This is a genomic window from Ruegeria sp. HKCCD6157 (genome assembly GCF_013110685.1).
GTDB lineage: Bacteria > Pseudomonadota > Alphaproteobacteria > Rhodobacterales > Rhodobacteraceae > Ruegeria.
The window spans coordinates 293,041-315,656 of sequence record NZ_WVRB01000002.1; the positions used below are offsets into that span (position 1 = coordinate 293,041).

General features: G+C 57.1%; 25 protein-coding genes. 12 read left to right on the top strand and 13 right to left on the bottom strand.

What is annotated here, in order from left to right:
* Positions 1-40: 40 nt before the first annotated feature.
* The 4 genes from rph to GS612_RS11505 are packed head-to-tail and all read left to right on the top strand — an operon-like array spanning position 41 to position 2,865.
* A complete protein-coding gene (gene rph / locus GS612_RS11490; RefSeq protein ID WP_171233535.1) occupies positions 41-754 on the top strand; it encodes a ribonuclease PH in 714 nt (237 codons plus the stop codon).
* Positions 751-1,365, top strand: coding sequence for an RdgB/HAM1 family non-canonical purine NTP pyrophosphatase (rdgB, locus tag GS612_RS11495; protein WP_171640434.1), 615 nt, complete (start codon positions 751-753; stop codon positions 1,363-1,365). The genes rph and rdgB overlap by 4 nt, the downstream gene beginning before the upstream one ends.
* Entirely contained in the window at positions 1,355-2,509 is a 1,155-nt protein-coding gene (gene hemW / locus GS612_RS11500; RefSeq protein WP_171640436.1) for a radical SAM family heme chaperone HemW, read from the top strand. Before rdgB ends, hemW begins: the two co-directional genes overlap by 11 nt.
* Positions 2,510-2,511: 2 nt before the next feature.
* Positions 2,512-2,865, top strand: coding sequence for a YbaN family protein (locus tag GS612_RS11505; protein ID WP_152459608.1), 354 nt, complete (start codon positions 2,512-2,514; stop codon positions 2,863-2,865).
* On the opposite strand, the gene GS612_RS11510 is transcribed toward GS612_RS11505, so the two are convergent.
* From GS612_RS11510 to GS612_RS11540, 7 genes are all read right to left on the bottom strand, one after another.
* Positions 2,855-3,751: a ParB/RepB/Spo0J family partition protein gene (locus GS612_RS11510; RefSeq protein WP_171171516.1), complete on the bottom strand. Its 897-nt coding sequence runs from the start codon at positions 3,749-3,751 to the stop codon at positions 2,855-2,857. The genes GS612_RS11505 and GS612_RS11510 overlap by 11 nt on opposite strands.
* A gap of 20 nt (positions 3,752-3,771) precedes the next feature.
* Complete coding sequence (locus GS612_RS11515) at positions 3,772-4,575, bottom strand: ParA family protein (RefSeq protein WP_371809335.1); 804 nt, start codon at positions 4,573-4,575, stop codon at positions 3,772-3,774.
* Positions 4,568-5,185, bottom strand: a complete 618-nt coding sequence (gene rsmG, locus GS612_RS11520; protein ID WP_371809337.1) for a 16S rRNA (guanine(527)-N(7))-methyltransferase RsmG — start codon at positions 5,183-5,185, stop codon at positions 4,568-4,570. The genes GS612_RS11515 and rsmG overlap by 8 nt, the downstream gene beginning before the upstream one ends.
* Positions 5,185-7,053, bottom strand: coding sequence for a tRNA uridine-5-carboxymethylaminomethyl(34) synthesis enzyme MnmG (mnmG, locus tag GS612_RS11525; protein ID WP_171640443.1), 1,869 nt, complete (start codon positions 7,051-7,053; stop codon positions 5,185-5,187). Before mnmG ends, rsmG begins: the two co-directional genes overlap by 1 nt.
* A 12-nt stretch (positions 7,054-7,065) precedes the next feature.
* Positions 7,066-8,352 carry a tRNA uridine-5-carboxymethylaminomethyl(34) synthesis GTPase MnmE gene (gene mnmE, locus GS612_RS11530; protein WP_171640444.1) on the bottom strand — a complete coding sequence of 429 codons (1,287 nt, stop codon included), beginning with the start codon at positions 8,350-8,352 and terminating at the stop codon, positions 7,066-7,068.
* 31 nt (positions 8,353-8,383) lie between these two features.
* Positions 8,384-9,655: a transcription termination factor Rho gene (gene rho / locus GS612_RS11535; protein ID WP_152459614.1), complete on the bottom strand. Its 1,272-nt coding sequence runs from the start codon at positions 9,653-9,655 to the stop codon at positions 8,384-8,386.
* 122 nt (positions 9,656-9,777) lie between these two features.
* Positions 9,778-10,227 (bottom strand): CopD family protein, encoded by a 450-nt coding sequence (locus GS612_RS11540; RefSeq protein WP_152459615.1) that lies wholly within the window; start codon positions 10,225-10,227, stop codon positions 9,778-9,780.
* Between the two features lie 404 nt (positions 10,228-10,631).
* On the opposite strand from GS612_RS11540, the gene GS612_RS11545 reads away from it, so the two are divergent.
* Genes GS612_RS11545 through dnaQ form a run of 4 tightly spaced genes read left to right on the top strand, consistent with a single transcriptional unit; the run spans position 10,632 to position 13,366 of the window.
* The gene (locus GS612_RS11545; RefSeq protein WP_171230149.1) at positions 10,632-11,231 is read left to right on the top strand and encodes a nucleoside triphosphate pyrophosphatase; all 600 of its coding nucleotides are present in this window, start codon (positions 10,632-10,634) and stop codon (positions 11,229-11,231) included.
* Positions 11,228-12,061, top strand: coding sequence for a shikimate dehydrogenase (locus tag GS612_RS11550; protein ID WP_171640446.1), 834 nt, complete (start codon positions 11,228-11,230; stop codon positions 12,059-12,061). Before GS612_RS11545 ends, GS612_RS11550 begins: the two co-directional genes overlap by 4 nt.
* On the top strand, positions 12,058-12,651 hold the full coding sequence (coaE, locus tag GS612_RS11555; RefSeq protein WP_171640448.1) for a dephospho-CoA kinase: 594 nt from the start codon (positions 12,058-12,060) through the stop codon (positions 12,649-12,651). Before GS612_RS11550 ends, coaE begins: the two co-directional genes overlap by 4 nt.
* A complete protein-coding gene (dnaQ, locus tag GS612_RS11560; RefSeq protein ID WP_171640450.1) occupies positions 12,644-13,366 on the top strand; it encodes a DNA polymerase III subunit epsilon in 723 nt (240 codons plus the stop codon). Before coaE ends, dnaQ begins: the two co-directional genes overlap by 8 nt.
* A 24-nt stretch (positions 13,367-13,390) precedes the next feature.
* Here dnaQ and secB read toward each other — a convergent pair whose 3' ends face one another.
* Both secB and GS612_RS11570 read right to left on the bottom strand, forming a co-directional pair.
* Complete coding sequence (secB, locus tag GS612_RS11565; protein ID WP_152459620.1) at positions 13,391-13,891, bottom strand: protein-export chaperone SecB; 501 nt, start codon at positions 13,889-13,891, stop codon at positions 13,391-13,393.
* A 54-nt stretch (positions 13,892-13,945) separates the two neighbouring features.
* Positions 13,946-14,446: an FxsA family protein gene (locus GS612_RS11570; protein ID WP_171640452.1), complete on the bottom strand. Its 501-nt coding sequence runs from the start codon at positions 14,444-14,446 to the stop codon at positions 13,946-13,948.
* Positions 14,447-14,554: 108 nt separating this feature from the next.
* Between GS612_RS11570 and GS612_RS11575 the strand changes: the two genes are divergently transcribed.
* The 3 genes from GS612_RS11575 to GS612_RS11585 are packed head-to-tail and all read left to right on the top strand — an operon-like array spanning position 14,555 to position 16,838.
* Positions 14,555-15,214, top strand: a complete 660-nt coding sequence (locus GS612_RS11575) for a Tim44/TimA family putative adaptor protein (RefSeq protein WP_171640454.1) — start codon at positions 14,555-14,557, stop codon at positions 15,212-15,214.
* Positions 15,211-16,251: a murein transglycosylase A gene (locus GS612_RS11580; protein ID WP_171640456.1), complete on the top strand. Its 1,041-nt coding sequence runs from the start codon at positions 15,211-15,213 to the stop codon at positions 16,249-16,251. The genes GS612_RS11575 and GS612_RS11580 overlap by 4 nt, the downstream gene beginning before the upstream one ends.
* A complete protein-coding gene (locus GS612_RS11585) occupies positions 16,251-16,838 on the top strand; it encodes a Smr/MutS family protein (protein ID WP_171230156.1) in 588 nt (195 codons plus the stop codon). The genes GS612_RS11580 and GS612_RS11585 overlap by 1 nt, the downstream gene beginning before the upstream one ends.
* Here GS612_RS11585 and GS612_RS11590 read toward each other — a convergent pair.
* The 3 genes from GS612_RS11590 to hslU form a co-directional block, all read right to left on the bottom strand.
* Positions 16,835-18,055: an MFS transporter gene (locus GS612_RS11590; RefSeq protein ID WP_171640458.1), complete on the bottom strand. Its 1,221-nt coding sequence runs from the start codon at positions 18,053-18,055 to the stop codon at positions 16,835-16,837. The genes GS612_RS11585 and GS612_RS11590 overlap by 4 nt on opposite strands.
* A complete protein-coding gene (locus GS612_RS11595) occupies positions 18,052-19,152 on the bottom strand; it encodes an alpha/beta fold hydrolase (RefSeq protein WP_171640559.1) in 1,101 nt (366 codons plus the stop codon). The genes GS612_RS11590 and GS612_RS11595 overlap by 4 nt, the downstream gene beginning before the upstream one ends.
* Before the next feature lie 98 nt (positions 19,153-19,250).
* On the bottom strand, positions 19,251-20,558 hold the full coding sequence (gene hslU, locus GS612_RS11600; RefSeq protein WP_171640460.1) for an ATP-dependent protease ATPase subunit HslU: 1,308 nt from the start codon (positions 20,556-20,558) through the stop codon (positions 19,251-19,253).
* A 192-nt stretch (positions 20,559-20,750) separates the two neighbouring features.
* On the opposite strand from hslU, the gene GS612_RS11605 reads away from it, so the two are divergent.
* Positions 20,751-21,992: an MFS transporter gene (locus GS612_RS11605; protein ID WP_171640462.1), complete on the top strand. Its 1,242-nt coding sequence runs from the start codon at positions 20,751-20,753 to the stop codon at positions 21,990-21,992.
* Here the strand turns inward: GS612_RS11605 and hslV are convergent.
* Positions 21,984-22,541 carry an ATP-dependent protease subunit HslV gene (hslV, locus tag GS612_RS11610; RefSeq protein ID WP_152459628.1) on the bottom strand — a complete coding sequence of 186 codons (558 nt, stop codon included), beginning with the start codon at positions 22,539-22,541 and terminating at the stop codon, positions 21,984-21,986. The genes GS612_RS11605 and hslV overlap by 9 nt on opposite strands.
* Positions 22,542-22,616: the final 75 nt, after the last annotated feature.

Consider the following 22,616-nt stretch of genomic DNA (forward strand, 5'->3'; position numbering starts at 1 on the left):
GCGGGGCGTTATCCCCAACCCAGCAAACAAAGGAATTCCGATGCGACCCTCTGGAAGAGATTTAAGTGAAATGCGCGCCGTTTCAATCGAGACGGGAGTCACGAAACATGCCGAAGGTTCCTGCCTGATCAAAATGGGCGACACGCATGTTCTGTGCACCGCTACGATCGAAGATCGCGTGCCGCCGTTTATCAAGGGCTCGGGCCTGGGATGGGTCACAGCCGAATACGGCATGTTGCCCCGTGCCACCAATACGCGGATGCGGCGCGAGGCGGCCGCGGGCAAACAAGGGGGCCGTACCGTCGAAATCCAGCGCCTGATCGGCCGCGCTCTGCGCGCCGGCGTCGATCGGGTTGCTCTGGGCGAGCGTCAGATCACCGTGGACTGTGATGTGATCCAGGCCGATGGCGGCACCCGCTGCGCGTCAATCACCGGCGGCTGGGTCGCGCTGCGGCTGGCGGTGAACAAGCTGATGAAGACCGGCGATGTGATCTCGGACCCGCTGGTTGATCCGGTCGCGGCCGTGTCCTGTGGCATTTATGCAGGTCAGCCGGTGCTGGACCTTGATTACCCCGAAGACAGCGAAGCGGGCGTAGATGGCAACTTCATCATGACCGGATCCGGCAAACTGATCGAAGTGCAGATGAGCGCCGAAGGCTCGGTCTTCAGCCGCGCCCAAATGGATCAACTGATGGATCTGGCGGAAAAAGGCGTGTCCGAACTGGCGGCCGCGCAAAAGGCCGCCACCGCATGACCCGCAAGTTCGACGGCGACAGGTTGCTGGTCGCCACCCACAACAAAGGCAAGCTTGAGGAGATGGCGCATCTGCTCGAGCCCTTTGGCGTGACGGTCGTGGGCGCGGCCGAGATGGACCTGCCCGAGCCGGAAGAGACCGAGGACACATTTGTCGGCAACGCCCGGATCAAGGCCCACGCCGCCGCACAGGCCACCGGACTGCCCGCCCTGTCGGACGATTCCGGGATCACCATCGATGCGCTGGACGGCGCGCCGGGCGTGTACACCGCCGACTGGGCCGAAACCGGAAATGGCCGTGATTTTCTGATGGCCATGACCCGCGCCCATGATGAGCTTGAAGCAAAAAACGCGCCGCGCCCCCGCACGGCCCAATTCCGCTGCACTCTGGTTCTGGCCTGGCCCGACGGCCACGACGAGGTGTTCGAAGGCGTCGCGCCCGGTCATCTGGTCTGGCCGATCCGCGGCAAGGATGGGTTCGGCTATGATCCGATGTTTGTCCCCGACGGGTACGACATTACCTTTGCCGAGATGGATCGCTGGGAAAAGAACAAGATCAGCCATCGCGGTCGCGCGGTGGAGATGTTCGTGAAAGGCTGCTTTGGCGGATGATTGGCGCAACGGGGGCTTTGGCCTGTACGTGCATTGGCCCTTTTGCGAGGCCAAATGCCCCTATTGTGACTTCAACAGCCATGTTTCCAAAAATATTGATCAAAAACAATGGCTTGATGCCTATCTGTCCGAGCTTCACCGATCTGCTGCCGAAACGCCCGATCGGGTTCTGAACACGATCTTCTTTGGCGGCGGCACCCCGTCGCTGATGGCGCCCGAAACCGTGGCCGCCGTGATCGACACCGCCCGCGCCCTGTGGCGGCCCGCCAATAGCATGGAAATCACCCTCGAGGCCAATCCCGGTTCGGTCGAGGCCGGGCGGTTCGCCGCCTATCGCGATGCGGGTGTGAACCGAGTTTCGATGGGCATTCAGGCGATGAATGACGAAGACCTGAGGCGGCTGGGCCGCATCCACACTGTGGCAGAGGCCCGCGCCGCCTTTGACATCGCCCACAACTGTTTCAACCGGGTCAGCTTTGACCTGATCTATGCGCGCCAACACCAGACGCTGGACGCCTGGCAAGAGGAACTGACCCAAGCGCTATCGATGGCCATCGACCACCTGTCGCTCTATCAATTGACGATCGAAGATGGGACGGCCTTTGGGGATCGATACGCCGTCGGTAAGTTACGCGGCCTGCCCGAAGATGACAGTGCCGCCGACATGTATCTGGCCACGCAGGAAATCTGCGAAGCACATGGCTTGCCGGCCTATGAAGTTTCGAACCATGCCCGACCGGGCGCAGAGTCGCAGCACAACCTGATTTACTGGCGGTATGGCGACTATGTGGGCATCGGCCCCGGCGCCCATGGGAGGATTACCCTGAATGGTCAGAAATACGCGACCGAAACCTATCTGAACCCCCAGCGTTGGCTTGATGCCGCCAATCAAGGCAATGGTGAAAAGAACCGCAGCGCGTTGCCCCTTGAAGATCAGGCAAATGAATACCTTATGATGGGTATGAGAATTACTGAGGGACTAGATATGGACAGGTGGCAAAGTTTGTCTGGCCGCTCTCTTCCCTCTGAAACCATAGATCATCTGACCGACATCAACATGGTTCGGCGCAGCAACGGGCGCCTCATCGCCACATCAGACGGTCGCGCCGTATTGAACGCAGTCATCCGGGAGCTGTTGGACTGAGCATGCAGTATCTTTGGGCCGGACTGGGATTGCTTTGTGTTGCCATGGCGGCTGTTGGGGTTGTCCTGCCCCTTCTTCCTACGGTGCCTTTTCTTCTGCTTGCCGCGTTTTTCTTCGCCCGCTCATCCTCGCGGCTGCACAATTGGCTTGTGACCCATAACCTTTTTGGGCCACTGATTCTTGATTGGCAAAGCTCCGGCGCCATTCGACCAGCCGCAAAAAAGGCGGCAACCGTCTCGATCGCCGCCGTTTTCGGACTCTCTGTTTTGCTGTCAGCACCGCTTTTCGTGTTGATCATTCAGGCGGTTGTGCTGGGCGGTGTCATGATCTTTATCTGGTCACGTCCTAACGGCTGAGCTTGGCGCACAAGTCGTCCAGCTGATCCAGATTTTCGTAGGTCAGAACAACTTGTCCCGTTTCCGTTCCGGCCTTGTGATTGATTGACACTTTCATCGCCAGGATCGCGGACAGGTCTTTTTCCAAGGCACGTGTGTCTGCATCCTTTCCGGCATCCAGATTTCTGGAGCGGGGTGCAGAACGCTCGGCACTGCCTTGCTGCTGTTTTTTGACCAAAGCCTCGGTTGCGCGCACCGACAAGCCATCCTTGACGATCTGTTTCGCAAGTTCCGACGGATTTTCCGCCGTAATCAGCGCCCTTGCGTGTCCCGCGGATAATTTACCTTCAATAACAAGGGTTTGCACATCCAACGGCAAGGACAAAAGCCGCAAAAGATTTGCGATGTGGCTGCGGCTTTTGCCCAGAGCCTCGGCGAGCTTTTCCTGTGTGTGACCAAACCGGTCCATCAACTGCTTGTAGCCGGCGGCCTCTTCCACCGCGTTCAGATCCGCGCGTTGGATGTTTTCGATAATCGCAACTTCCAACACTTCCGTATCATCGAAATCACGTACAATCACCGGGATATCATGCAGTTGCGCCATCTGCGCCGCGCGCCAACGGCGTTCCCCCGCGACGATTTCATATTCATCGGACCCCGTCGCGCGAACGATCAACGGCTGAATGATACCTTTTTCCTTGACCGACGCTGCCAGCTCGTCCAGCTGCTCGGGCATGAATGTCCGGCGCGGCTGGTTGGGGTTGGCTTTCAACTTTTCAATCGGGACTTTCAGATCCGGTCTGCGTGCATCCGTTGAAATCCGGCCTTCTGATTCAGGATTCACATCCGCCATAAGGGCAGACAACCCCCGCCCCAAACCTCTGGACTTTGCTTTCTTGGCGCTCATGTCGCCCTCCTCGTTCCCGCTCAGGCAGCGGCCTTGTTGTTCTTGTGCAAGATCTCACGAGCAAGATGCCGGTAGGCCATGGCCCCAAGCGATCCCGAGTCATATTGCAAAACAGGCAGCGCAAATGAAGGCGCTTCGCTGACCCGCACATTTCTGGGTATTTTCGTTTTAAAGACCATCTCACCCAGATTGTCACGCGCGTCCTTTTCAACCTGGCGGGACAAGTTGTTGCGGTTGTCATACATAGTCAACACAATACCTTCGATTCTCAGATCTGGATTCGCCGTTTGGCGGACCTCTCGAATCGTGAGCATCAGTTGTGAAAGCCCTTCAAGGGCGAAGAACTCGCTCTGCAGCGGAACAAGCACCGAATGCGAAGCAACCATTGCATTCACAGTCAGCAAGTTTAAGGACGGCGGGCAGTCGATAAGCACAAAATCCAGTTCAAACGCATCTATGGCTGGCTGCCTCAAAGCATCATGCAAAAGATAGCTGCGTTTTTCGTTGGAGATCAGTTCAATATCGGCGGAACTCAGATCAACGGTCGCCGGAACAACGAAAAGACCTTCGATTTCAGTCTCCTGAACGACGGCTTCCAATGGTGCGTCGTCAAGGATCAGATCATAAGTTGTCCAGTCTCGATCTTCGACACCCAAACCCGTAGAAGCGTTCCCCTGCGGGTCAAGGTCAACCACCAGGACCCGACACCCGGATTCGGCCAATCCTGCTGCAAGGTTGATTGCTGTGGTTGTTTTTCCGACCCCGCCCTTCTGATTGGCAACAGCAATTATCCGAGGCCCTGAAGGTCGAGACAAATCAACCACGTGATACTCCATTTATCTTAAGGATAACGGCTTGAGGTTCAGTTAAACTTGTAATCGCCTCAGCCTCGAAATTCCATTCCTCACGTGCGTCTTCCAGCTCTTTTTTCCAATTTGCGCCTTTGGGCAACAACGCTGTCCCGTTGATGTGTAAATGCCTGTCACAAAAGGACAAGAGGGTGCGCAAGTCAGCCAGCGCTCGGGCGGAAACTATGTTTGCAGCCAAAGGATCAACCGATTCAATCCTTTTTGAAATCACCGTGCATTTAATACCGCATTCCCGCGCAACGCTGCGCAAGAAAGCTGATTTCCGCTGGTCGCTCTCGATCATATTGAATGCGGCGCCCAGGTTTTCTTCCGAGGCGATGATGGCGCAGACCATACCGGGGAATCCGCCTCCGCTTCCCAGGTCCGCCCAGGTGTCAAACCTGTCAGCGCAGCGATAAACTTGCACGGAATCAAGAATATGCCGGTCCCAGATATGCTCCAAACTGTTCTTCGACACGAGGTTGATCTTGGGATTCCAGCGCTTCACCAGATCAACATAGGTCACGAGGCGCTCGAATGTTTCACGTGAAACATTCAGGTCCTCAAACTTCGAATAATCAACCATCATGCCTGACGAGCTCTTTGATCCCGGCGCAGTTTTGCCAGAACAAGCGTCAGCGCGGCAGGCGTGACGCCCTCGACACGGCTTGCCTGAGCGATATTTGCGGGCTTCGCTTGCGACAGCTTCTGTTTCATCTCCGAAGACAGGCCGTCCAAGGCAAAATAGTCGAACTCATGCGGTATGACATAGGATTCATCCCGCTTCATTGCTTCGACATCCCGCTTTTGTCTGGCAATGTAGTTGGCATACAAGGCGTCCCGCTCGATCTGGAGCCTGATTTTTGGGTCGACGTCCTGCAAATCAGGAACGAGAGGCAACAAATCTTCAAACGAGGTATCAGGGAATGCCAGAATTGCCATCCCATCTCTACGGTTTCCGTCCTGATTAACGTTTATACCGGCAGCGAGAACTTCCTTGGGTGTGTAAGTGCGTTCCGTCAGCTTTAACTTCACACTCTCAAGTTGGTTCATTTTATCTTCGAACTGAATCTTGCGCCCTTCTCCGACGCACCCCAGCTCCAAACCAAGCGGTGTCAACCGTTGATCAGCATTGTCGGCACGCAGAGATAGCCGGAACTCCGCGCGCGACGTGAACATGCGGTAAGGTTCGGCAACCCCTCGAGTTGTCAAATCGTCGATCATTACGCCAATATAACTATCGGATCGTGTAAAATGGATGGGCTCCCGCCCTTGGGTCTCCAACGCCGCGTTGAGGCCCGCCACCATGCCCTGAGCCGCGGCTTCCTCATATCCTGTGGTCCCATTTATCTGTCCCGCTAGATATAGTCCGGGAACAGCCGGCAAGGATAAAGAAGCGCTCAGGACACGTGGATCAACATAGTCGTATTCGATTGCATATCCCGGTTGCAGAATTTCTGCATTTTCCAAGCTTTTGATTGACCGCACATAGTCCAGCTGAACATCCTGGGGCAGAGATGTCGATATGCCGTTCGGATAGATTGTGTGGTCGTTGATCCCTTCGGGTTCAAGGAAGATTTGATGCGATTCCTTGTCGGCGAAGCGTACGATCTTGTCTTCGATCGAAGGGCAATAACGCGGGCCTACCCCATCGATGTGACCGCCATACATGGCAGATTTCGAAAGATTTTCCGCAATGATCTCATGCGTTCGCGCATTTGTATGTGTAATTCCGCAAGAAATCTGGGGCGCGACAACGGATTTCGACATGAAAGAAAACAGGGTTGGCTCATCGTCGCCGTCCTGCCTTTCAAGATCGGACCAATCAATGCTCCGCCCGTCCAGACGCGGCGGTGTGCCGGTTTTCAATCGCCCCATAGGAAGACCGTATCCATCCAACCGCTCTGCCAGTTTGATGGAGGGCCGATCCCCCATTCTTCCGCCTGGGCGAGACACGTCACCAATATGGATGATGCCCCTTAAAAAGGTACCGGACGTCAGAATAACGGTGCGGGCGGAAAGTTCTGATCCATCGGAAAGAACAACACCTGCAACCTTTTCGCCGTTCATCAGGAAATCGACAACCTCTCCGACAACGATGGACAGGTTATCCTGCTTCTCCGTTACCGCTTGCATGGCAAGACGATAAAGGGCGCGATCCGCCTGCGCTCTCGGCCCCTGAACGGCGGGCCCCTTTCGACGGTTCAATAATCGAAACTGAATGCCGGCCTGATCCGCCACGCGACCCATGACGCCATCCAAGGCGTCAATCTCACGCACAAGATGGCCTTTCCCCAAACCGCCAATCGCTGGATTGCAGGACATGACGCCAATGTCCGTTGCAGACAGCGTCACCAGCGCAGTTGTAGCACCCATTCTGGCGGATGCATGGGCGGCCTCGGTTCCGGCGTGACCTGCGCCGATCACGATGACATCAAACTTCGAATGTTTCACGTGAAACACTCCTTATTTTCCCAAACAGAAGCTGGAGAAGATTTCATCCAACAGAGTTTCCACGTCTATTCTGCCCACCAGGGATTCAAGGGCGCGTATGGCGGTTCTCAGCTCCTCTGCTGCGATATCATACAGGTCTGGGCCTGATTCCAGAACCGAGATTGCAGATGTGAGTGAGTCCAATGCTCTGGTGATTGCAATGCGGTGACGTTCCCGAGTTGCAATACCATGGGTAGTAGTTCGTTGACGCAAAACACACGATATCTGGTCTACCAACGCATCTATTCCCTGGCCTGTCTTCCCTGATACACCCTTTCCCCCAATCCCCCGAAGGTCTGCTTTGGGCAAAACATGTATATCATCTTCCCGCATTTTCACCCCCAGGTCCTTCGGTGTTTCAGACAGGAACACGCGAAGGTCGGCGGCCTCCGCTCTGCTGCGCGCAAGCTCGATACCCAGGTTTTCGACATGATCTTCGGTCTCTCGCAGCCCTGCCGTATCCAGCAAGGTCACCGGTAAACCAGCCAGATCCATTCGCACTTCGATCACATCGCGCGTGGTCCCGGCATATTCCGAAGTAATGGCCGCCTCACGGCCTGCCAAAGCATTCAAAAGAGTGGATTTTCCCGCATTCGGAAGGCCGACGATCGCAACCTCGAAACCTGTACGAATTCGCTCGGCAATCTTGACGCCATCTGCTTCACGATGAAGGTCCGACATGACGCCTTGGATCAGCTCGCGCACTTCCGGCGTCACATCGGTGGGAACTTCTTCATCCGCAAAATCTATGACAGCCTCCAACAGGGACGTAGCCCGTATCAAATCCCGACGCCACCGTTCGGCCAACGTGCCCAACTCGCCCGCCAGAATGGTCTGCGCCTGCTTGCGTTGTGCTTCCGTTTCTGCATCGATTAGATCGGCCAGGCCTTCAACCTGAGTCAGGTCCATCTTGCCGTTTTCCAGCGCCCGACGCGTGAACTCACCCGGTTCAGCGATGCGCAACCCTTCCATATCCGACAGGCAACGCAGCACGGCGTTGACAGAGGCGGTGCTTCCATGAATCTGAAGCTCGGCCACGTCCTCACCGGTAAAACTGGCCGGGGCCTGGAAGGTCAAGACCAATCCGTCGTCCAAACGTGATCCGCCATGATCGGTCAGAGTGCGCAGGACCATGCCACGCTTTGGCAGCGCACCACCCGTCAGACGCGCCGCTGCTGAATGGGAGTCCGGACCCGAGAGGCGGATGACCGCCACCCCGGCTTTGCCCTGCGCGCTGGCCAAGGCGAATATCGTATCCATTCGAAGGCCTCGCTAGAGTTAAAGACCAGTGTCAGGTGTTCATGGAATCGAAGAATTCGCTGTTTGTCTTTGTCTGCTTCAACTTGGACAACAAGAACTCGATTGCGTCGGTCGTGCCCATCGGGTTGAGGATACGCCGCAGAACGAAGGTCTTGGCCAGATCGCCCTTGTCGACCAAAAGATCCTCTTTCCGCGTGCCGGATTTGAGGATGTCGATGGCCGGGAACACACGCTTGTCCGCGATCTTGCGATCCAGAACGATTTCCGAGTTGCCTGTACCTTTGAATTCCTCAAAGATGACCTCGTCCATCCGGCTGCCGGTATCGATCAGTGCGGTTGCGATGATGGTCAGCGATCCGCCTTCCTCGATGTTCCGCGCCGCACCAAAGAAACGCTTGGGCCGTTGCAGGGCGTTTGCGTCCACACCACCGGTCAGAACCTTACCCGAGGATGGAACCACTGTGTTAAAGGCTCTACCAAGTCTTGTGATCGAGTCGAGAAGAATAACAACATCTCGTTTATGCTCGACCAAACGCTTGGCTTTTTCGATGACCATTTCCGACACGGCCACGTGGCGGGTCGCGGGTTCATCAAAGGTCGAGGATACCACCTCGCCCTTCACCGAACGCTGCATGTCGGTGACTTCTTCCGGGCGTTCGTCGATCAGCAGGACGATCAGGTAGCATTCCGGGTGGTTGCGCTCGATCGAATGCGCGATGTTTTGCAGGATCACCGTCTTACCGGTGCGCGGCGGCGCCACGATCAACGACCGCTGGCCCTTGCCGATCGGCGCGACCAGGTCGATCACCCGGGCCGATTTGTCCTTGATGGTCGGATCCTCGATCTCCATCTTCAGCCGCTCATCCGGATAAAGCGGCGTCAGGTTGTCGAACAGGATCTTGTGCTTGGCCTTTTCCGGGTCTTCGAAGTTGATCTTGGTCACCTTCGTCAGCGCGAAATAGCGCTCATTCTCATCCGGGGCTTTGATCTCGCCTTCCACGGTATCCCCTGTCCGCAATGAGTGCTGGCGGATCATCTCGGGCGAGACATAGATGTCATCCGGGCCGGGCAGATAGTTCGCCTCGGGCGAGCGCAGGAAGCCGAAACCGTCCTGAAGCACTTCAAGCACGCCATCGCCACCAACGGTCCAGCCTTCATCGGCGCGTTCACGCAGGATCTGGAACATCATCTCGCCCTTGCGCATGGTCGAGGCGTTTTCGATCTCCAGCTCTTCGGCCATCGCCAGAAGGTCTTTGGGGCTTTTGGCTTTCAGATCAGCAAGATTCAGGGATTCGGTTGTCATGATATATACCTTCACCGCTGACAGCGCGGCACGAAGTGGAATTTCAGTATGGAAGATACGCCGCCCGGACGGGCGTGTTGATCCCTACATAAGCGCAGTGCCGGGCGGAGTCAAACAGGCCCTCAGAACTTCAGAACAACCGCCAGAACGATGGCAACCATCAAAACGGTCGGGACCTCGTTCATCATGCGAAACTGCCGCCCACTGAGCATGTTTCGCCCTTCCAGAAAATCCTTGCGTCGCGCCATCAGCCAGTGATGAAACCAGGTCATGCCGATTACGGCAGCGCCCTTGACCCAAGGCCAGCTCCAATCCCACCCCACGATGCCCGGCGTGAACACCATGATCAAACCACAAACCCACGCAACGATCATCGCCGGTCTCATGATCACACGCAGCAGCTTTTCTTCCATTTCAAAGAAAATGTCCTGTGCGCCTTCTACGGCCTGTGCCTTTTCGACGTGATAGACAAACAACCTGGGCAGATAGAACAGGCCCGCCATCCAAGAAATCACCGCCATGATATGGAGCGATTTCACCCATGGGTACAAAGTGAACAGAAGATCGGTCATTTCGGCTCCGGGCGTTGTTCGGAACCCTCCCTAATAAAAAAATAAGAAAAGAAAAAGGATGATGGTTTTGTAGGGTGAGTAAAATCCGTGGATTACTTTTTTACACAAGTGTTTTCCCCAGGTGGACAGAACACGGAATTTTTCATGTGATTCTGTTGGTGGATATTTTTATCATTTAAAATCAATTATTTATTATCAGTATTCCTTGTTCCACTTGGGGATAACTGGTAGGAGAATTTGGGATATCGGGCTTTTCCAGAGAAACTGACTTATCCTTGTCCGGACGGGATGGGATTTGAGCGACTCGGGGATCTCTGGCGCGAAATCCCCGGGGTTGCGTGTCAACTGGAAAACCATACAAAGCACCCCTGAACTCTCAATGATTTGCACACGGGGTTTTCCACATGTCTGTCCCCATTCTTCTTGCTTCCGGGTCTGCTATTCGCGCGCAGCTGCTTGAAAATGCAGGCGTACCGTTTTTGGTTCAAGCCGCGCGCGTGGATGAAGAGACGGCCAAACGCGCCCTGCTGGCTGAAAACGCATCTCCGCGGGACATTGCCGATACACTCGCAGAAATGAAGGCACGGAAGGTCAGCGACAAAAACCCCGGTGCCATGGTGCTGGGATGCGATCAGGTTCTGGATTTTGACGGTCAGCTGATGTCAAAGCCGGAAACCCCCGAACAGGCGTTGGCTCAGCTGAAAGCCATGCGTGGCAAGCGGCATATGCTTTTGTCCGCAGCGGTGATCTATCAGAATGCTCAGCCGGTCTGGAGGCATGTGGGGCAGGTACGATTGCGGATGCGGGCCAGTTCCGACGCCTATCTGAAAGATTACGTCGCGCGAAACTGGGACAGTATCCGCCACGCCGTCGGAGCTTACAAGCTGGAGGAAGAAGGTGTCCGCCTGTTCGCCACCATTGACGGCGACTATTTTAACGTTTTGGGTATGCCCCTGTTGGAACTGCTCAACTTTCTGGCTGTCAAAGGGGTAATCGATCAATGACGGACTATCGGGTTCCTTTGGCCGGTGTGATTGGACATCCCATTGGTCACTCACGATCCCCCAAACTGCATGGTCATTGGTTGAAGACATACGGTCTTGCCGGTCATTACATCCCGATGGATGTGGCACCCGCCGACCTGGAAACTGTGCTGCGCACCCTACCCAAGGCGGGTTTTGTCGGCGCCAATGTGACCGTTCCCCACAAGGAAGCCGCTCTGAAGATCGCGGATCATGCGTCTGACCGCGCAACGGTGATAGGTGCGGCGAACACTCTGGTGTTTCGTGAAGATGGCTCGATCCACGCGGATAACACTGACGGGTACGGGTTCATGGAGAATCTTCGCACCGGTGCGCCAGACTGGAATGCAAAGGACGGACCGGCTGTTGTCTTCGGGGCCGGAGGGGCCGCGCGCGCCGTGTTGCAGGCATTGTCTGACGCGGGTGTTCCGGAAATCCTGCTGACCAACCGAACCCGCGCCCGAGCGGATCATCTGAAAGAGGAATTCGGTCAACGTATCCACGTGGTGGATTGGGTTCAGGCCGGAAATGTCATCGAAAACGCAGAACTCGTGGTGAACACCACTTCGTTGGGCATGCAAGGCCAACCGGAATTGCGGGTTCCCCTTGACGGGTTGCAGCCCGGTGCCGTGGTGACGGATCTGGTTTATGCGCCATTGAAAACCCGCCTGTTGCAAACCGCTGAACAGGCTGGATGCACCGCAGTCGATGGGCTGGGCATGTTGTTGCATCAGGCAGTGCCCGGTTTCGAACGCTGGTTCGGCGTGCGCCCCGAAGTTGATGCTGATGCACGTGCGGCGGCCTTGGCATGAGTTTTGCGCTTGGCCTGACCGGTTCCATCGGCATGGGGAAAAGCACAACGGCGCAGATGTTCGTCGAAGAAGGTTGTGCCTTGTGGGATGCGGACGCGGCGGTGCATCGCCTGTATTCCAGGGAGGGCGCGGCCGTTGGCCCCATGGAACGATTGTTTCCGTCAGCCATTCAGGACGGAGCGGTCAACCGGGAGGCGCTGAAACAGATAATTGCCGCCGATCCTGCTGCGCTGAAGGCCATCGAAGCCATTGTCCACCCTCTGGTCGCTGCTGACCGCGCTGCATTTCGTGAAGCCGCGACAAACGACATCTTGGTCTTCGACATTCCGCTTTTGTTTGAAACGGGCGGTGACGCGGCGATGGACGCGGTGGCTTGTGTTTCGATCCCGGCCGACGAGCAAAAGCGGCGTGTCATGGAACGGGGCACAATGACCGAGGCGCAGTTCGAGCAAATCCGCGCCAAGCAGATGCCGAATGAAGAAAAATGCGCGCGGTCGGATTACGTCATCGTGACCGACACTCTGGACCACGCCCGCGCGCAGGTGCAGGATGTGGTCAGGCAAATACGGGCGGGGATGGCAGATGCGTGAAATTGTACTCGACACCGAAACCACGGGTTTCGATCCCGAAAGCGGTGATCGGATCGTGGAAATCGGCGCCGTTGAACTGTGGAACCACGTCGCAACGGGTGAGACTTATCACGTCTACATCAACCCCGAACGTTCGATGCCGGAAGAGGCATTTGGCGTGCATGGCATCGGCCCGGACCTGTTGGAAAACCCACGTCCGCCGGAAAAGGGTGAAGTGACGCTGAAAGACAAACCGGTTTTTGCCAAGGTCGGTCACGCTTTTCGCGAATTCGTCGGCGATGCGCGGCTGGTGATCCACAATGCATCTTTCGACATGAAGTTCCTGAATGCCGAACTGAAATGGATGGGTGCCCCGCTCATCCCGATGGAACAGGCGCTGGATACGCTGGCGATTGCGCGCAAACGGTTTCCCGGTTCGCCGGCCTCACTGGATGCGCTTTGCCGTCGCTTCAATATCGACAACTCGAACCGTGTGCTGCACGGCGCGTTGCTCGACTCGGAAATCCTGGCCGAGGTTTATCTTGAGCTGATCGGAGGACGACAGCCCGATTTTGGACTGTCAACATCTGCATCATCCGTGGCAGGCGGCGGCGATGATTGGCGACCGGCACCACGAGCAACGCCACTGCCGTCTCGTATTACCGAGGATGAACGCGCGGCACATGATGCATTCATAGAAAAACTGGGCGAAAATGCCCTATGGACCCGCACCTGAACCCGTCAGGCACGGGCCAAACCCTCAGGCGTCTGTCTTCTGGGACTGTTCGGCCTGACGACGCATCAATTCGTTGCGGTACAGGGCGACGAAATCGATATTGTCCAGATTCACCGGTGGGAAACCGCCGTCACGGGTGATGTCGCTGACGATGCGGCGCAGGAACGGGAACAGCATCCGCGGGCATTCGATCATCAGGAACGGGTGCAGCTGGTCTTCCGGCACACCTTCCACGTGGAACAGGCCGCAATAGTCCAGTTCACACAGGAACAGAACGTCTTCTAGGCCTTTGGCTTTGGATGTCAGGTTCAGCTTGATCGACACTTCGAACTGGTGGTCAGCCGGGCGCTTCTTGGCATCCAGATTCACCTGAACCGCGATTTCGGGCTGTACGTCACCGGAAACACCCTTCTGGGCCATAACGTTCTCAAAGGACATGTCGCGGATGAACTGCCCCAGAACACGCATCTGAACTTGCGGGGCGGCTTTGGCCGCAGTGTTTTCTGCAGCTTTTTCTTCGGCCATGGATCTACTCCAAAAATGAAATTCGCCACTGCTTATCAAGTTGGGCGCGGCACCTCAATGCCGGTGGGGGCCTTCCACCCATTTAGACGGTTTTGACGGATCATTTTTCGGGCGGACCTCGGTAAAGTCGCCATCTATGATGTCACCCTGATCGAACGGATTTCCCCGAGACTGAAAACCGGGGCCTTGGCCCATCTGAAACCGGGTAACGGTGACTTTCGATCTGAGATACCTGAAAACCGCAACCCGCACGCCGGGAACAAGCAACGCAAATCCAATGGCATCAGTGAAGAATCCCGGTGTAAGCAACAAAGCGCCCGACAACAGGATCATCGCACCATGAGCCAGCGGCTCGGTCGGGTCGTCCAGTTCGGCAAACGACCGTTGCAGGTTTCCCAACGCCATGCGACCTTGTGTCCGCACCAAAACAGTGCCCAAAACCGCCGTCAGCACTACGATGGCAAGGGTTGGCCACAAGCCGATCAACCCGCCAACCTGAATAAACAGCGCGATCTCGATGATGGGCACCAACAAAAATGCCAAGAACAGATACATTTGCGTTATCCTTTCCCTTAGGCCGGGCTGTGGACTTGCCACCTACGGTCACCTACATAGTGGCATGAGGCCGCGTATACAAAGCCGCGGTCCTGAAAAGAGGATGAAATGAACGAACCCATGATCCAGTTGCTGGTCCTGGCCGGAATTGCCGTTTTCCTGATCCTGCGCCTCAAGAGCGTGTTGGGCACGCGTGAAGGTTTTGAGAAACCGCCTGTGCAGCAGCAGCCCGAAGCGCATAAGTCGCGCCGCGATTTCGAAGTGATCGAAGGCGGCCCGGATCATGACATCACAGACCATGTCCCGGAAGACAGCGAGCTGGCACAGACGCTGGCGGGGATGAAACGCGTTGAACCCGGTTTTTCCGTCACCGAGTTTGTTCAGGGTGCCCGCGGTGCCTATGAAATGATCGTGATGGGGTTTGAGAAGGGCAACCTGGACGAGATCCAGCCATTCCTGTCGGAAGAAGTTTTTGAATCCTTCGTTGCGGGCGTCGCCGCACGAGAAGATCAGGGCCTGACGATCGAGGCCGAGTTCATCGGTGTCCGAGAGACGACCCTGACGGATGTGAAATTCGACAAGGATACCAATCAGGCCGAGATCACCATGAAATTCGTGGGTGAACTGACATCGGTCGTGCGGGATCGCGGTGGCGATATCGTCGAAGGCAGCCCCAACACCGTGAAACGCCAAAAGGACAGCTGGACCTTTGCCCGTGTGATGGGCAAGGACGATCCGAACTGGCTGCTTGTTGCCACGGACGCATGATTGCCACGCTCCGGTCGCTTTTACTGGTGGGTGCAATGACCACTGCCAGCGCTGCCGGGGCCGAGGCAACGCGATCCATTCTGTCGTTCGAAGATCTGCGTGGCTGGGCCGAGGATGACCACGGTGCAGCCCTGTCAGTTTTTCTGAACACCTGCGGGGATCTGAAGGATCCCGATTGGCGGGCCCTGTGCGGTGTGGCAAGAACCTATGATGCCGAAGCGGCACGGTCGTTCTTTGAGCTCTTTTTTCGCCCTGTTCTGGTCGAGGATGGTGAGGATGCCCTGTTCACGGGGTATTTCGAACCCGAACTTGATGGTGCACGTACCCGGACGGATCGTTTCAAATACCCCATCTACAAAATGCCGCCCGAGGCCCGCGCTGAGGGGCCCTGGCTGAGCCGGCGAGAAATCCTGACCAGTGATGTCATGCAGGGCCGCGGGCTTGAGATTGCCTGGGTCGATGACCCTGTAGAGTTGTTTTTTCTGCAAATCCAGGGTTCGGGCCGCGTTCGATTGCCGGATGGCGGCGCTTTGCGCGTCGGGTATGGCGGTGCGAACGGGCATCCCTACAGGTCAATTGGCGTGGAACTGGTGCGGCGCGGCATTCTTGGCGCGCATGAGGTCAGCGCGCAGATGATCCGCGCCTGGGTGCGCAAGAACCCCGAGGCCGGCGCGGAATTGCTGCTCCACAACCCATCATACGTGTTTTTCCGCGAAGTTTCACGTGTCGCGCCCGAGCTTGGGCCGCTGGGCGCCATGAACCGATCTGTCACGACCATGCGCAGCATCGCAGCTGATCCGGCCTATACCCCGCTGGGTGCGCCGGTGTGGGTGGAAAAAGACGGCAAGGAACCGATCCACCGCCTGATGATTGCGCAGGATACAGGTGCGGCCATCAAAGGCGCGCAGCGGGCCGATATCTTTTTCGGAACGGGGGACGAAGCCGGTCAGGCCGCGGGCAAGCTGAAGGATCCTGGTCGGATGGTGCTGTTGCTGCCCATCCAGCGTGCCTATGCCCTGCTGCCGGATGAATTCTGATGACCCGGCGCAAACTGACAAGCGAAGAGATCGAGCTGTGGCGCAAGGTCGCCAAACAGGCCGAGAGGCTGCACCCGGAAATCCCGCAGACGATCCATCCGACCTCTTTGCCGAAACCCAAGCCCAAGAAAACCCCGAAACCCCGTTTTCAGGCATTCGAACTTGGACAGGCCCATCAGTCGAAACCGAAACCGAACGACCTGAAGCCCACGGTGACGGATGCGTTGCGCAATGCACCGGTTCAGATGGACAACAAGGCCTTTGGTCGGATGAAGCGCGGCAAGCTGAAACCCGAAGGCAAGCTGGATCTGCACGGTATGCGGGTGGCTTCGGCCCATCCCGCGCTGATCCGATTCATCCTGAGCGCGCAAGCACAGGGTAAGCGTCTGGTTTTGGTCGTGACCGGCAAAGGCAAGGATCGGGACGAGCCCGGTCCGATTCCGACGCCGCGAGGTGTTCTGCGAAATCAGGTTCCTCACTGGTTGTCGATTCCACCGCTGGCCCAGGCGGTGTTGCAGGTCACGCCGGCTCATATAAGCCACGGCGGAGACGGGGCGTATTACGTGTATCTCAGGCGGGTGCGTTAAAGGTCGCGACACGCGCGGGAAATACCGACCCAAACAAGGCTGCATACCAGCACGAAGAGCAGGCCAATCCAGAAAAACTGAATGCTCAGCGGGATACCAAGGTCAATCAGAACGCCGGTCAGACCTGGGCCGATGGCTGACCCCAGTACCATGACAGCCGCAGCCATCGCCTTGATGGCCCCGATATGCCGGGTCCCATAGAATTCTGCCCAGAACGCGCTGGGCAACGTGCTGTTCGCTCCGACCGTCAGGCCAAGAAACACCAACCCGATCGTCGCGCCGCTGATTGATTCAGTCATGCCCAGAATCACAAACCCAACCGCCATCGGAAGCTGATAGAATGGCATGATGCGTGCAGTGCCCCATTTGTCCAATGCCCAGCCCGCAGCAAACATCGACAGCAGTGATACTCCGGTAAAGATCGGGAACAGAGCGACCAGTTGGATATGCTGCCAGCCTTTGACCTCGGCGAAATAGACCTGATGGAAGAAAAACGCGGTGATGAATGCCGATGGCGCAAGCACGGCGGGCACCATGAACCAGAACAAGGGGTCAAACAGCGCGTCGCGACGGCTCCAGTGGCGACCCTGCATCCCAATGGCAGAGGATTCGCTGGCAAGGCTTTGCGGTGTTCGTTCCTCGCGCAACAGCCGCATCAACACGGGTATTCCCAAGGCAGTCATCCCTGCCGCGACCACCCACAGCCAACGCCAGTCCAGGTAAACCATGGCTGCAACAAAGATCAGGGGCAGCAGGGCCTCACCGATGGCATAGCCGATGGATGCAATGGAAAGCGCCTTGCCCCGCGTGACCGTAAACCACCGCGCCATGGCGACCGCGGCCAGATGTGTGCTCATCCCCTGACCCAGCAGGCGCAACAGAAAAATCACCACTGGCAACAGGAGCAGCCAGGTATTCAGCGCCATGGCAAGGGCGGCCAGGGCCAACCCAGCCAGAACCGCCGGACCCAGCACCCGGACGCGAAAGATATCCGTCAGTCCTCCGGCCCAGATCATCACGATGGCCGACAGGGTTGTGCCCAATGTGTATAGCCCACCCCACGCACCGTGGCCGAGGCCGAATTCCGCGCGGATTTCACCGGCAAAGATCGAGATGAAGAATGTCTGCCCGAAGCTGGACAAAAACGTCAGAAGAACGCCGGCGCCAAGCCAGGTGGCATTGTCCAGAAGATACCGACGCAGCTTGAACCGCGTCACGGAGTGGTAACCTGTGCCTGCCCGGTTTCCGTCAGAACAATTTCAGTGGCCCCGTCTGGATTGCGCTCGCTGGGTGGCACCAGAATATCAATGGTCGGTCGATCTTCACGCCCGAAGGTATTGTTGACACGCCGCAACGAGTTGAGGATCGACAATAAAGCCGGAGAGGTCGCGGCAACGAAATGCGAGGATGCCGCGTCACTGTTGAAAGCAGTCGTGTCGATCACGCTGATCGGGAATTCCTCGAGCGAGTCAACCGAACTGATGTTCCCCAACCGCTGGCCCTCATCCGTGCCACGCAAGCGGCCCGAGATGTTCAGGATCTTGTCCTTTTGCGACACCATTACGATGAACGGATCGGGGGGGTTGTCGATACGTTTCATCTGCGAGCGAAACAGATCAAGATCAAGGTCAGGCGAGATCAGAACGACCCCTTCGATGTTTCGCTTGGCCCAGCCGGGTTCCTGCAATTCGGTTTGCCGCATCATCTCCATCGTCAACGCACCGCCCATGGAATGCGCGACCAGAATAACGCGTTTGACACCCATGGCTTTCAGTTCGCGGATGGTCTGTTCCAACCCGTCGCGGGCGAAGAGCATACTGTCCAGATCATAGGCGTATCCATAGCCCGTCGCGCGGCTGGGCCAGGAATACACCAGCGTTGATCCGGGGAGGCCGATGTCATGTGTCAGCTGCGCCGCGCGGAAGATCGTTTCGGTCTGGGTCGAATTGTAGCCGTGCACAAAGATAGTGACGTCATCCTGTCCTCGCAGGTGTTTGCGCAGCCCCTGCGGTCCATCCAACTCGGTCACGTCTGCCAGAACGAATTCTTTCCGCGGATTCGGGTTCGCGTAGGAGAAGCGGAGCGTACCCGGAGTGTGCGTGGGTGGAATAGAAACCGTCGTTTCCAGGAACCTGAGCGTTTCACCGCGTCGGAATCCATAGGATCCATCGACCTCACGCGCGCGGGTCGTGCTTGCGAAGATGGTTTCAGGTGTTCCGATGTTCACGGCACCGGGCACGACCTCGGACACCGTCCGGTCGACACAGGCGCTGAGCGAAAAGGATATGAACAGAATGACGAAGTATCGCAGCACGGGCCAGACCTCGGGGTGACTTGTGCACACGCTAGCCTATTCCTGCGCGACGTCCAGCATGGCAAGACCAAAACAACGGCAAAAAACGGCTGGCCGTGTTACAAAACGTAACGGCTCAGATCAGAGGACTTGGTCAATTCACCAAGATTGTCGCTGACGAACTGTGCATCAATGGTGATCTCTGAACCGGCTTTGTCCGGTGCAGCGAAGGACAGTTCTTCGAAAACCCGCTCCATGACGGTATAGAGCCGCCGCGCGCCGATGTTTTCGATGCTCTGGTTCACGTCAGCCGCAATCTTCGCCAACGCCGCGATGCCGTCCTCGGTAAAGCTGACGGTCACGTCTTCGGTGCCCATCAACGCCGTGTATTGCAAGGTCAGGGCATTGTCGGTTTCGGTCAGGATGCGCACGAAGTCTTCTTCGGTCAGGGCGCGGAGTTCGACGCGGATCGGCAGGCGCCCTTGCAATTCCGGCAACAGATCCGACGGTTTGGCGATGTGAAACGCACCCGAGGCGATGAACAGGATATGATCCGTTTTGACCGGGCCGTGCTTGGTGCTGACGGTGGTTCCCTCGATCAAGGGCAGAAGGTCGCGCTGCACGCCTTCGCGGCTGACATCGCCGCCGCGTGCGTCAGAGCGGGCGCAGACCTTGTCGATCTCATCCAGAAATACGATGCCGTTCTGTTCGACGGATTCCAACGCGGTGCGGGTGACGGTTTCATCATCCAGCAGCTTGTCGGCCTCTTCCCCGATCAGCGCATCATAGCTTTCGGCGACGGTCATGCGTTTCTTGACGGTCCGTCCACCAAAGGCCTTGCCGAAAATGTCGCCCAGATTCATCATGCCCATCTGACCGCCCGGCTGCCCCGGAATGTCGAACATCGGCATCGGGTTCGAGGTGTCGGACAGTTCCAGCTCGATCACCGTGTCGTCCAGTTCGCCGGCTTTCAGCTTTTTGCGGAACATCTCGCGCGTGCCTTCGCGCGCATCCGCGCCTGCAATGGCTTCGATCACCCGATCTTCGGCGGCCTGATGGGCTTTGGCCTTGACGTCTTCGCGCATGAACTCGCGGGTTTGCAGGATGGCCGCATCTGCCAGATCGCGCACGATCTGTTCCACATCACGACCGACATATCCGACTTCGGTGAACTTGGTGGCCTCGACCTTGATAAACGGCGCGCGTGCCAGTTTGGCCAGACGGCGGCTGATTTCGGTCTTGCCGACGCCGGTGGGGCCGATCATCAGGATGTTCTTGGGATAGACTTCCTCCCGGATGTCGTCCGGCAATTGCTTGCGGCGCCAGCGATTGCGCAGGGCGACGGCTACGGCGCGCTTGGCGTCCTTCTGCCCGATGATGAAGCGATCCAGTTCCGAGACAATCTCGCGCGGGGTCAGGTCGGTCAAAGGGCAGTCCTTTCGGTCGGCATTTGTGTCATGCGGCTTAGGTAATCACCGCGCGGGCGAAAACAACCAAGCCTGTATTCATGGCCGCGTTGGTTAGCAATGCCGGCTCAGGTTTGCAAATGCTTTGCTTGGGGAATGTGCGAACCCTCTGCTACAGTGATTTCAAGGGTTTGAGGGTCAGGAGCGTATGACATGACAAATATTGCCAAGATTACCCTTCTGTTTGTGGTGTTTGTGGATCTGATCGGACAGGGGCTGGTCTTTCCCATCATCAACTCGCTGATCATGGAAACGAAATCCGGGTTTCTGCCCGAAAACACGCCCGAGGGGCGCAGGCATTTCTATTACGGCCTCGTGATCGGGTGCTTTTTCCTGTCTTGGTTTCTGGGCGTTGTCTATGTTTCGAAAGTATCGGATTCGATCGGGCGCAAGAACGCTTTGCTGGTGTGCCTGGGCGGTGCTCTGGCCGGCTATGCCCTGACCATTGCCGCGCTATATCTCAACAGCCTTCTTCTGCTGATCGTCGGGCGTTCGATCACCGGGTTCACTGCGGGCAACCAACCCATTGCGCAAGCGGCGATGATCGACGGCAGCACCGACGCGACAGACCGGGACCGGAACATGGGCTATATCGTGACGGGCGTCAGCTTTGGCCTTGTGGGCGGGCCGATCATCGGCGCGGTCTTGTCTGACGCCGCCCTGCTGGGCGGTTTCGCCACGCTGAGAACGCCCTTTTACGGCGCATTTGTCCTTGTGCTGATTGCAATCTTTCTGGTCCTGTTTTTCTTTCAGGATACCCGAACGGATCGCGCGCCCTTTGTTTTCCGTCCCCGTGACATAACAGACAGTTTGATGGCGGTGCGTGGTCATCCGATGGTGTTGAAGATCCTGCCGGTCTATTCGTTCTTCATGATCGCCAATGTCACCTTCTACGTCTTTGTCGACAATTTCCTGACCAGCGCCTTCGGATACGGAGTCATCGGCGGCAGCATGGCGATGGTCGTTATCGGTGTGGCGCTGGCCTTCTCCAGCACGTTTCTAGTGAAACCCGCGCAGGAGAAATTCAGCAAACATGCGATAATCCACACGTCACTCATCGTCATGGTGATTTGCGGCTTCGCGTTCGCCTTCAGCCCAAGCGGCGTGTTCAGTTATGTGCCGGTCTTTTTCTTCTATTTCCTGTTCGGAGTCGCCTACCCCACCATGCTTGGGCTGTTCTCTTCCAGCGTCAGCGAAGCGGATCAGGGCTGGGTCATGGGTGTGACCACTGCCGTGTTCTGCCTAGCGGGCGGGATCATGTCGCTGATCGGGGGCGGATTGATGAGCATCGATATCCGCGTGCCCTATTACATCGTAATCATCGCAGCGATCATTGGCCTGATCGGCATGCATCGCCGCTGGAAAGGCAAGGAGATCTCGGCGCTGTTAGCCTGAGATCGTCTCAACCGTCAGATTGCCATTGGTATAGACACAGATATCGGCCGCGATGGCCATTGCCTGACGCGCGACCTCTTCCGCCGACTTGTCACTGTCCATCATCGCGCGGGCAGCGGCCAGGGCAAAATTGCCCCCGGATCCGATGGCGGCCACGTTGTGTTCAGGTTCCAATACGTCACCCGCCCCGGTGATCACGAACATGTCCTTGCCGTCCGTGACGATCAGCATCGCCTCGAGCTTTTGCAAGTATTTGTCGGTACGCCAGTCTTTGGCCAATTCCACAGAAGCACGGGCAAGTTGGCCCGGTGTCGCCTCGAGCTTGGCCTCCAGCCGTTCCAGCAAGGTGAAGGCGTCGGCCGTCGACCCGGCAAAGCCGGCGACAACTTCGGATCCTCCGGGGGACAGACGACGCACCTTGCGGGCCGTGCCCTTGATCACGGTTTGACCCAGGCTGACCTGCCCATCACCAGCTATGACGATCTGGCCGTCTTTCTTGACGCCAATGATCGTCGTGCCGTGCCAACCGGGAAAGTCGTTGTCTGCCATGATCGTCTCCGTTTTCGCTGGCGGTATATATGGGCTGGGTCGCAGGTTGGCGCAACCCGTTCTTCAATTGCCCAA

What these genes read in the sequence shown, in the direction of transcription:
- GS612_RS11605 (WP_171640462.1), top strand. Translation starts at nt 20,751, where the DNA reads ATGACAAATATTGCCAAGATTACCCTTCTGTTTGTGGTGTTTGTGGAT.
- GS612_RS11570 (WP_171640452.1), bottom strand. Translation starts at nt 14,446, where the DNA reads ATGTATCTGTTCTTGGCATTTTTGTTGGTGCCCATCATCGAGATCGCG.
- secB (WP_152459620.1), bottom strand. Translation starts at nt 13,891, where the DNA reads ATGGCCGAAGAAAAAGCTGCAGAAAACACTGCGGCCAAAGCCGCCCCG.
- GS612_RS11580 (WP_171640456.1), top strand. Translation starts at nt 15,211, where the DNA reads ATGATTGCCACGCTCCGGTCGCTTTTACTGGTGGGTGCAATGACCACT.
- rdgB (WP_171640434.1), top strand. Translation starts at nt 751, where the DNA reads ATGACCCGCAAGTTCGACGGCGACAGGTTGCTGGTCGCCACCCACAAC.
- rho (WP_152459614.1), bottom strand. Translation starts at nt 9,655, where the DNA reads ATGACAACCGAATCCCTGAATCTTGCTGATCTGAAAGCCAAAAGCCCC.
- hslV (WP_152459628.1), bottom strand. Translation starts at nt 22,541, where the DNA reads ATGGCAGACAACGACTTTCCCGGTTGGCACGGCACGACGATCATTGGC.
- GS612_RS11540 (WP_152459615.1), bottom strand. Translation starts at nt 10,227, where the DNA reads ATGACCGATCTTCTGTTCACTTTGTACCCATGGGTGAAATCGCTCCAT.
- GS612_RS11575 (WP_171640454.1), top strand. Translation starts at nt 14,555, where the DNA reads ATGAACGAACCCATGATCCAGTTGCTGGTCCTGGCCGGAATTGCCGTT.
- rph (WP_171233535.1), top strand. Translation starts at nt 41, where the DNA reads ATGCGACCCTCTGGAAGAGATTTAAGTGAAATGCGCGCCGTTTCAATC.
- GS612_RS11550 (WP_171640446.1), top strand. Translation starts at nt 11,228, where the DNA reads ATGACGGACTATCGGGTTCCTTTGGCCGGTGTGATTGGACATCCCATT.
- dnaQ (WP_171640450.1), top strand. Translation starts at nt 12,644, where the DNA reads ATGCGTGAAATTGTACTCGACACCGAAACCACGGGTTTCGATCCCGAA.
- coaE (WP_171640448.1), top strand. Translation starts at nt 12,058, where the DNA reads ATGAGTTTTGCGCTTGGCCTGACCGGTTCCATCGGCATGGGGAAAAGC.
- mnmE (WP_171640444.1), bottom strand. Translation starts at nt 8,352, where the DNA reads ATGGATACGATATTCGCCTTGGCCAGCGCGCAGGGCAAAGCCGGGGTG.
- GS612_RS11585 (WP_171230156.1), top strand. Translation starts at nt 16,251, where the DNA reads ATGACCCGGCGCAAACTGACAAGCGAAGAGATCGAGCTGTGGCGCAAG.
- rsmG (WP_371809337.1), bottom strand. Translation starts at nt 5,185, where the DNA reads ATGGTTGATTATTCGAAGTTTGAGGACCTGAATGTTTCACGTGAAACA.
- GS612_RS11510 (WP_171171516.1), bottom strand. Translation starts at nt 3,751, where the DNA reads ATGAGCGCCAAGAAAGCAAAGTCCAGAGGTTTGGGGCGGGGGTTGTCT.
- GS612_RS11545 (WP_171230149.1), top strand. Translation starts at nt 10,632, where the DNA reads ATGTCTGTCCCCATTCTTCTTGCTTCCGGGTCTGCTATTCGCGCGCAG.
- GS612_RS11505 (WP_152459608.1), top strand. Translation starts at nt 2,512, where the DNA reads ATGCAGTATCTTTGGGCCGGACTGGGATTGCTTTGTGTTGCCATGGCG.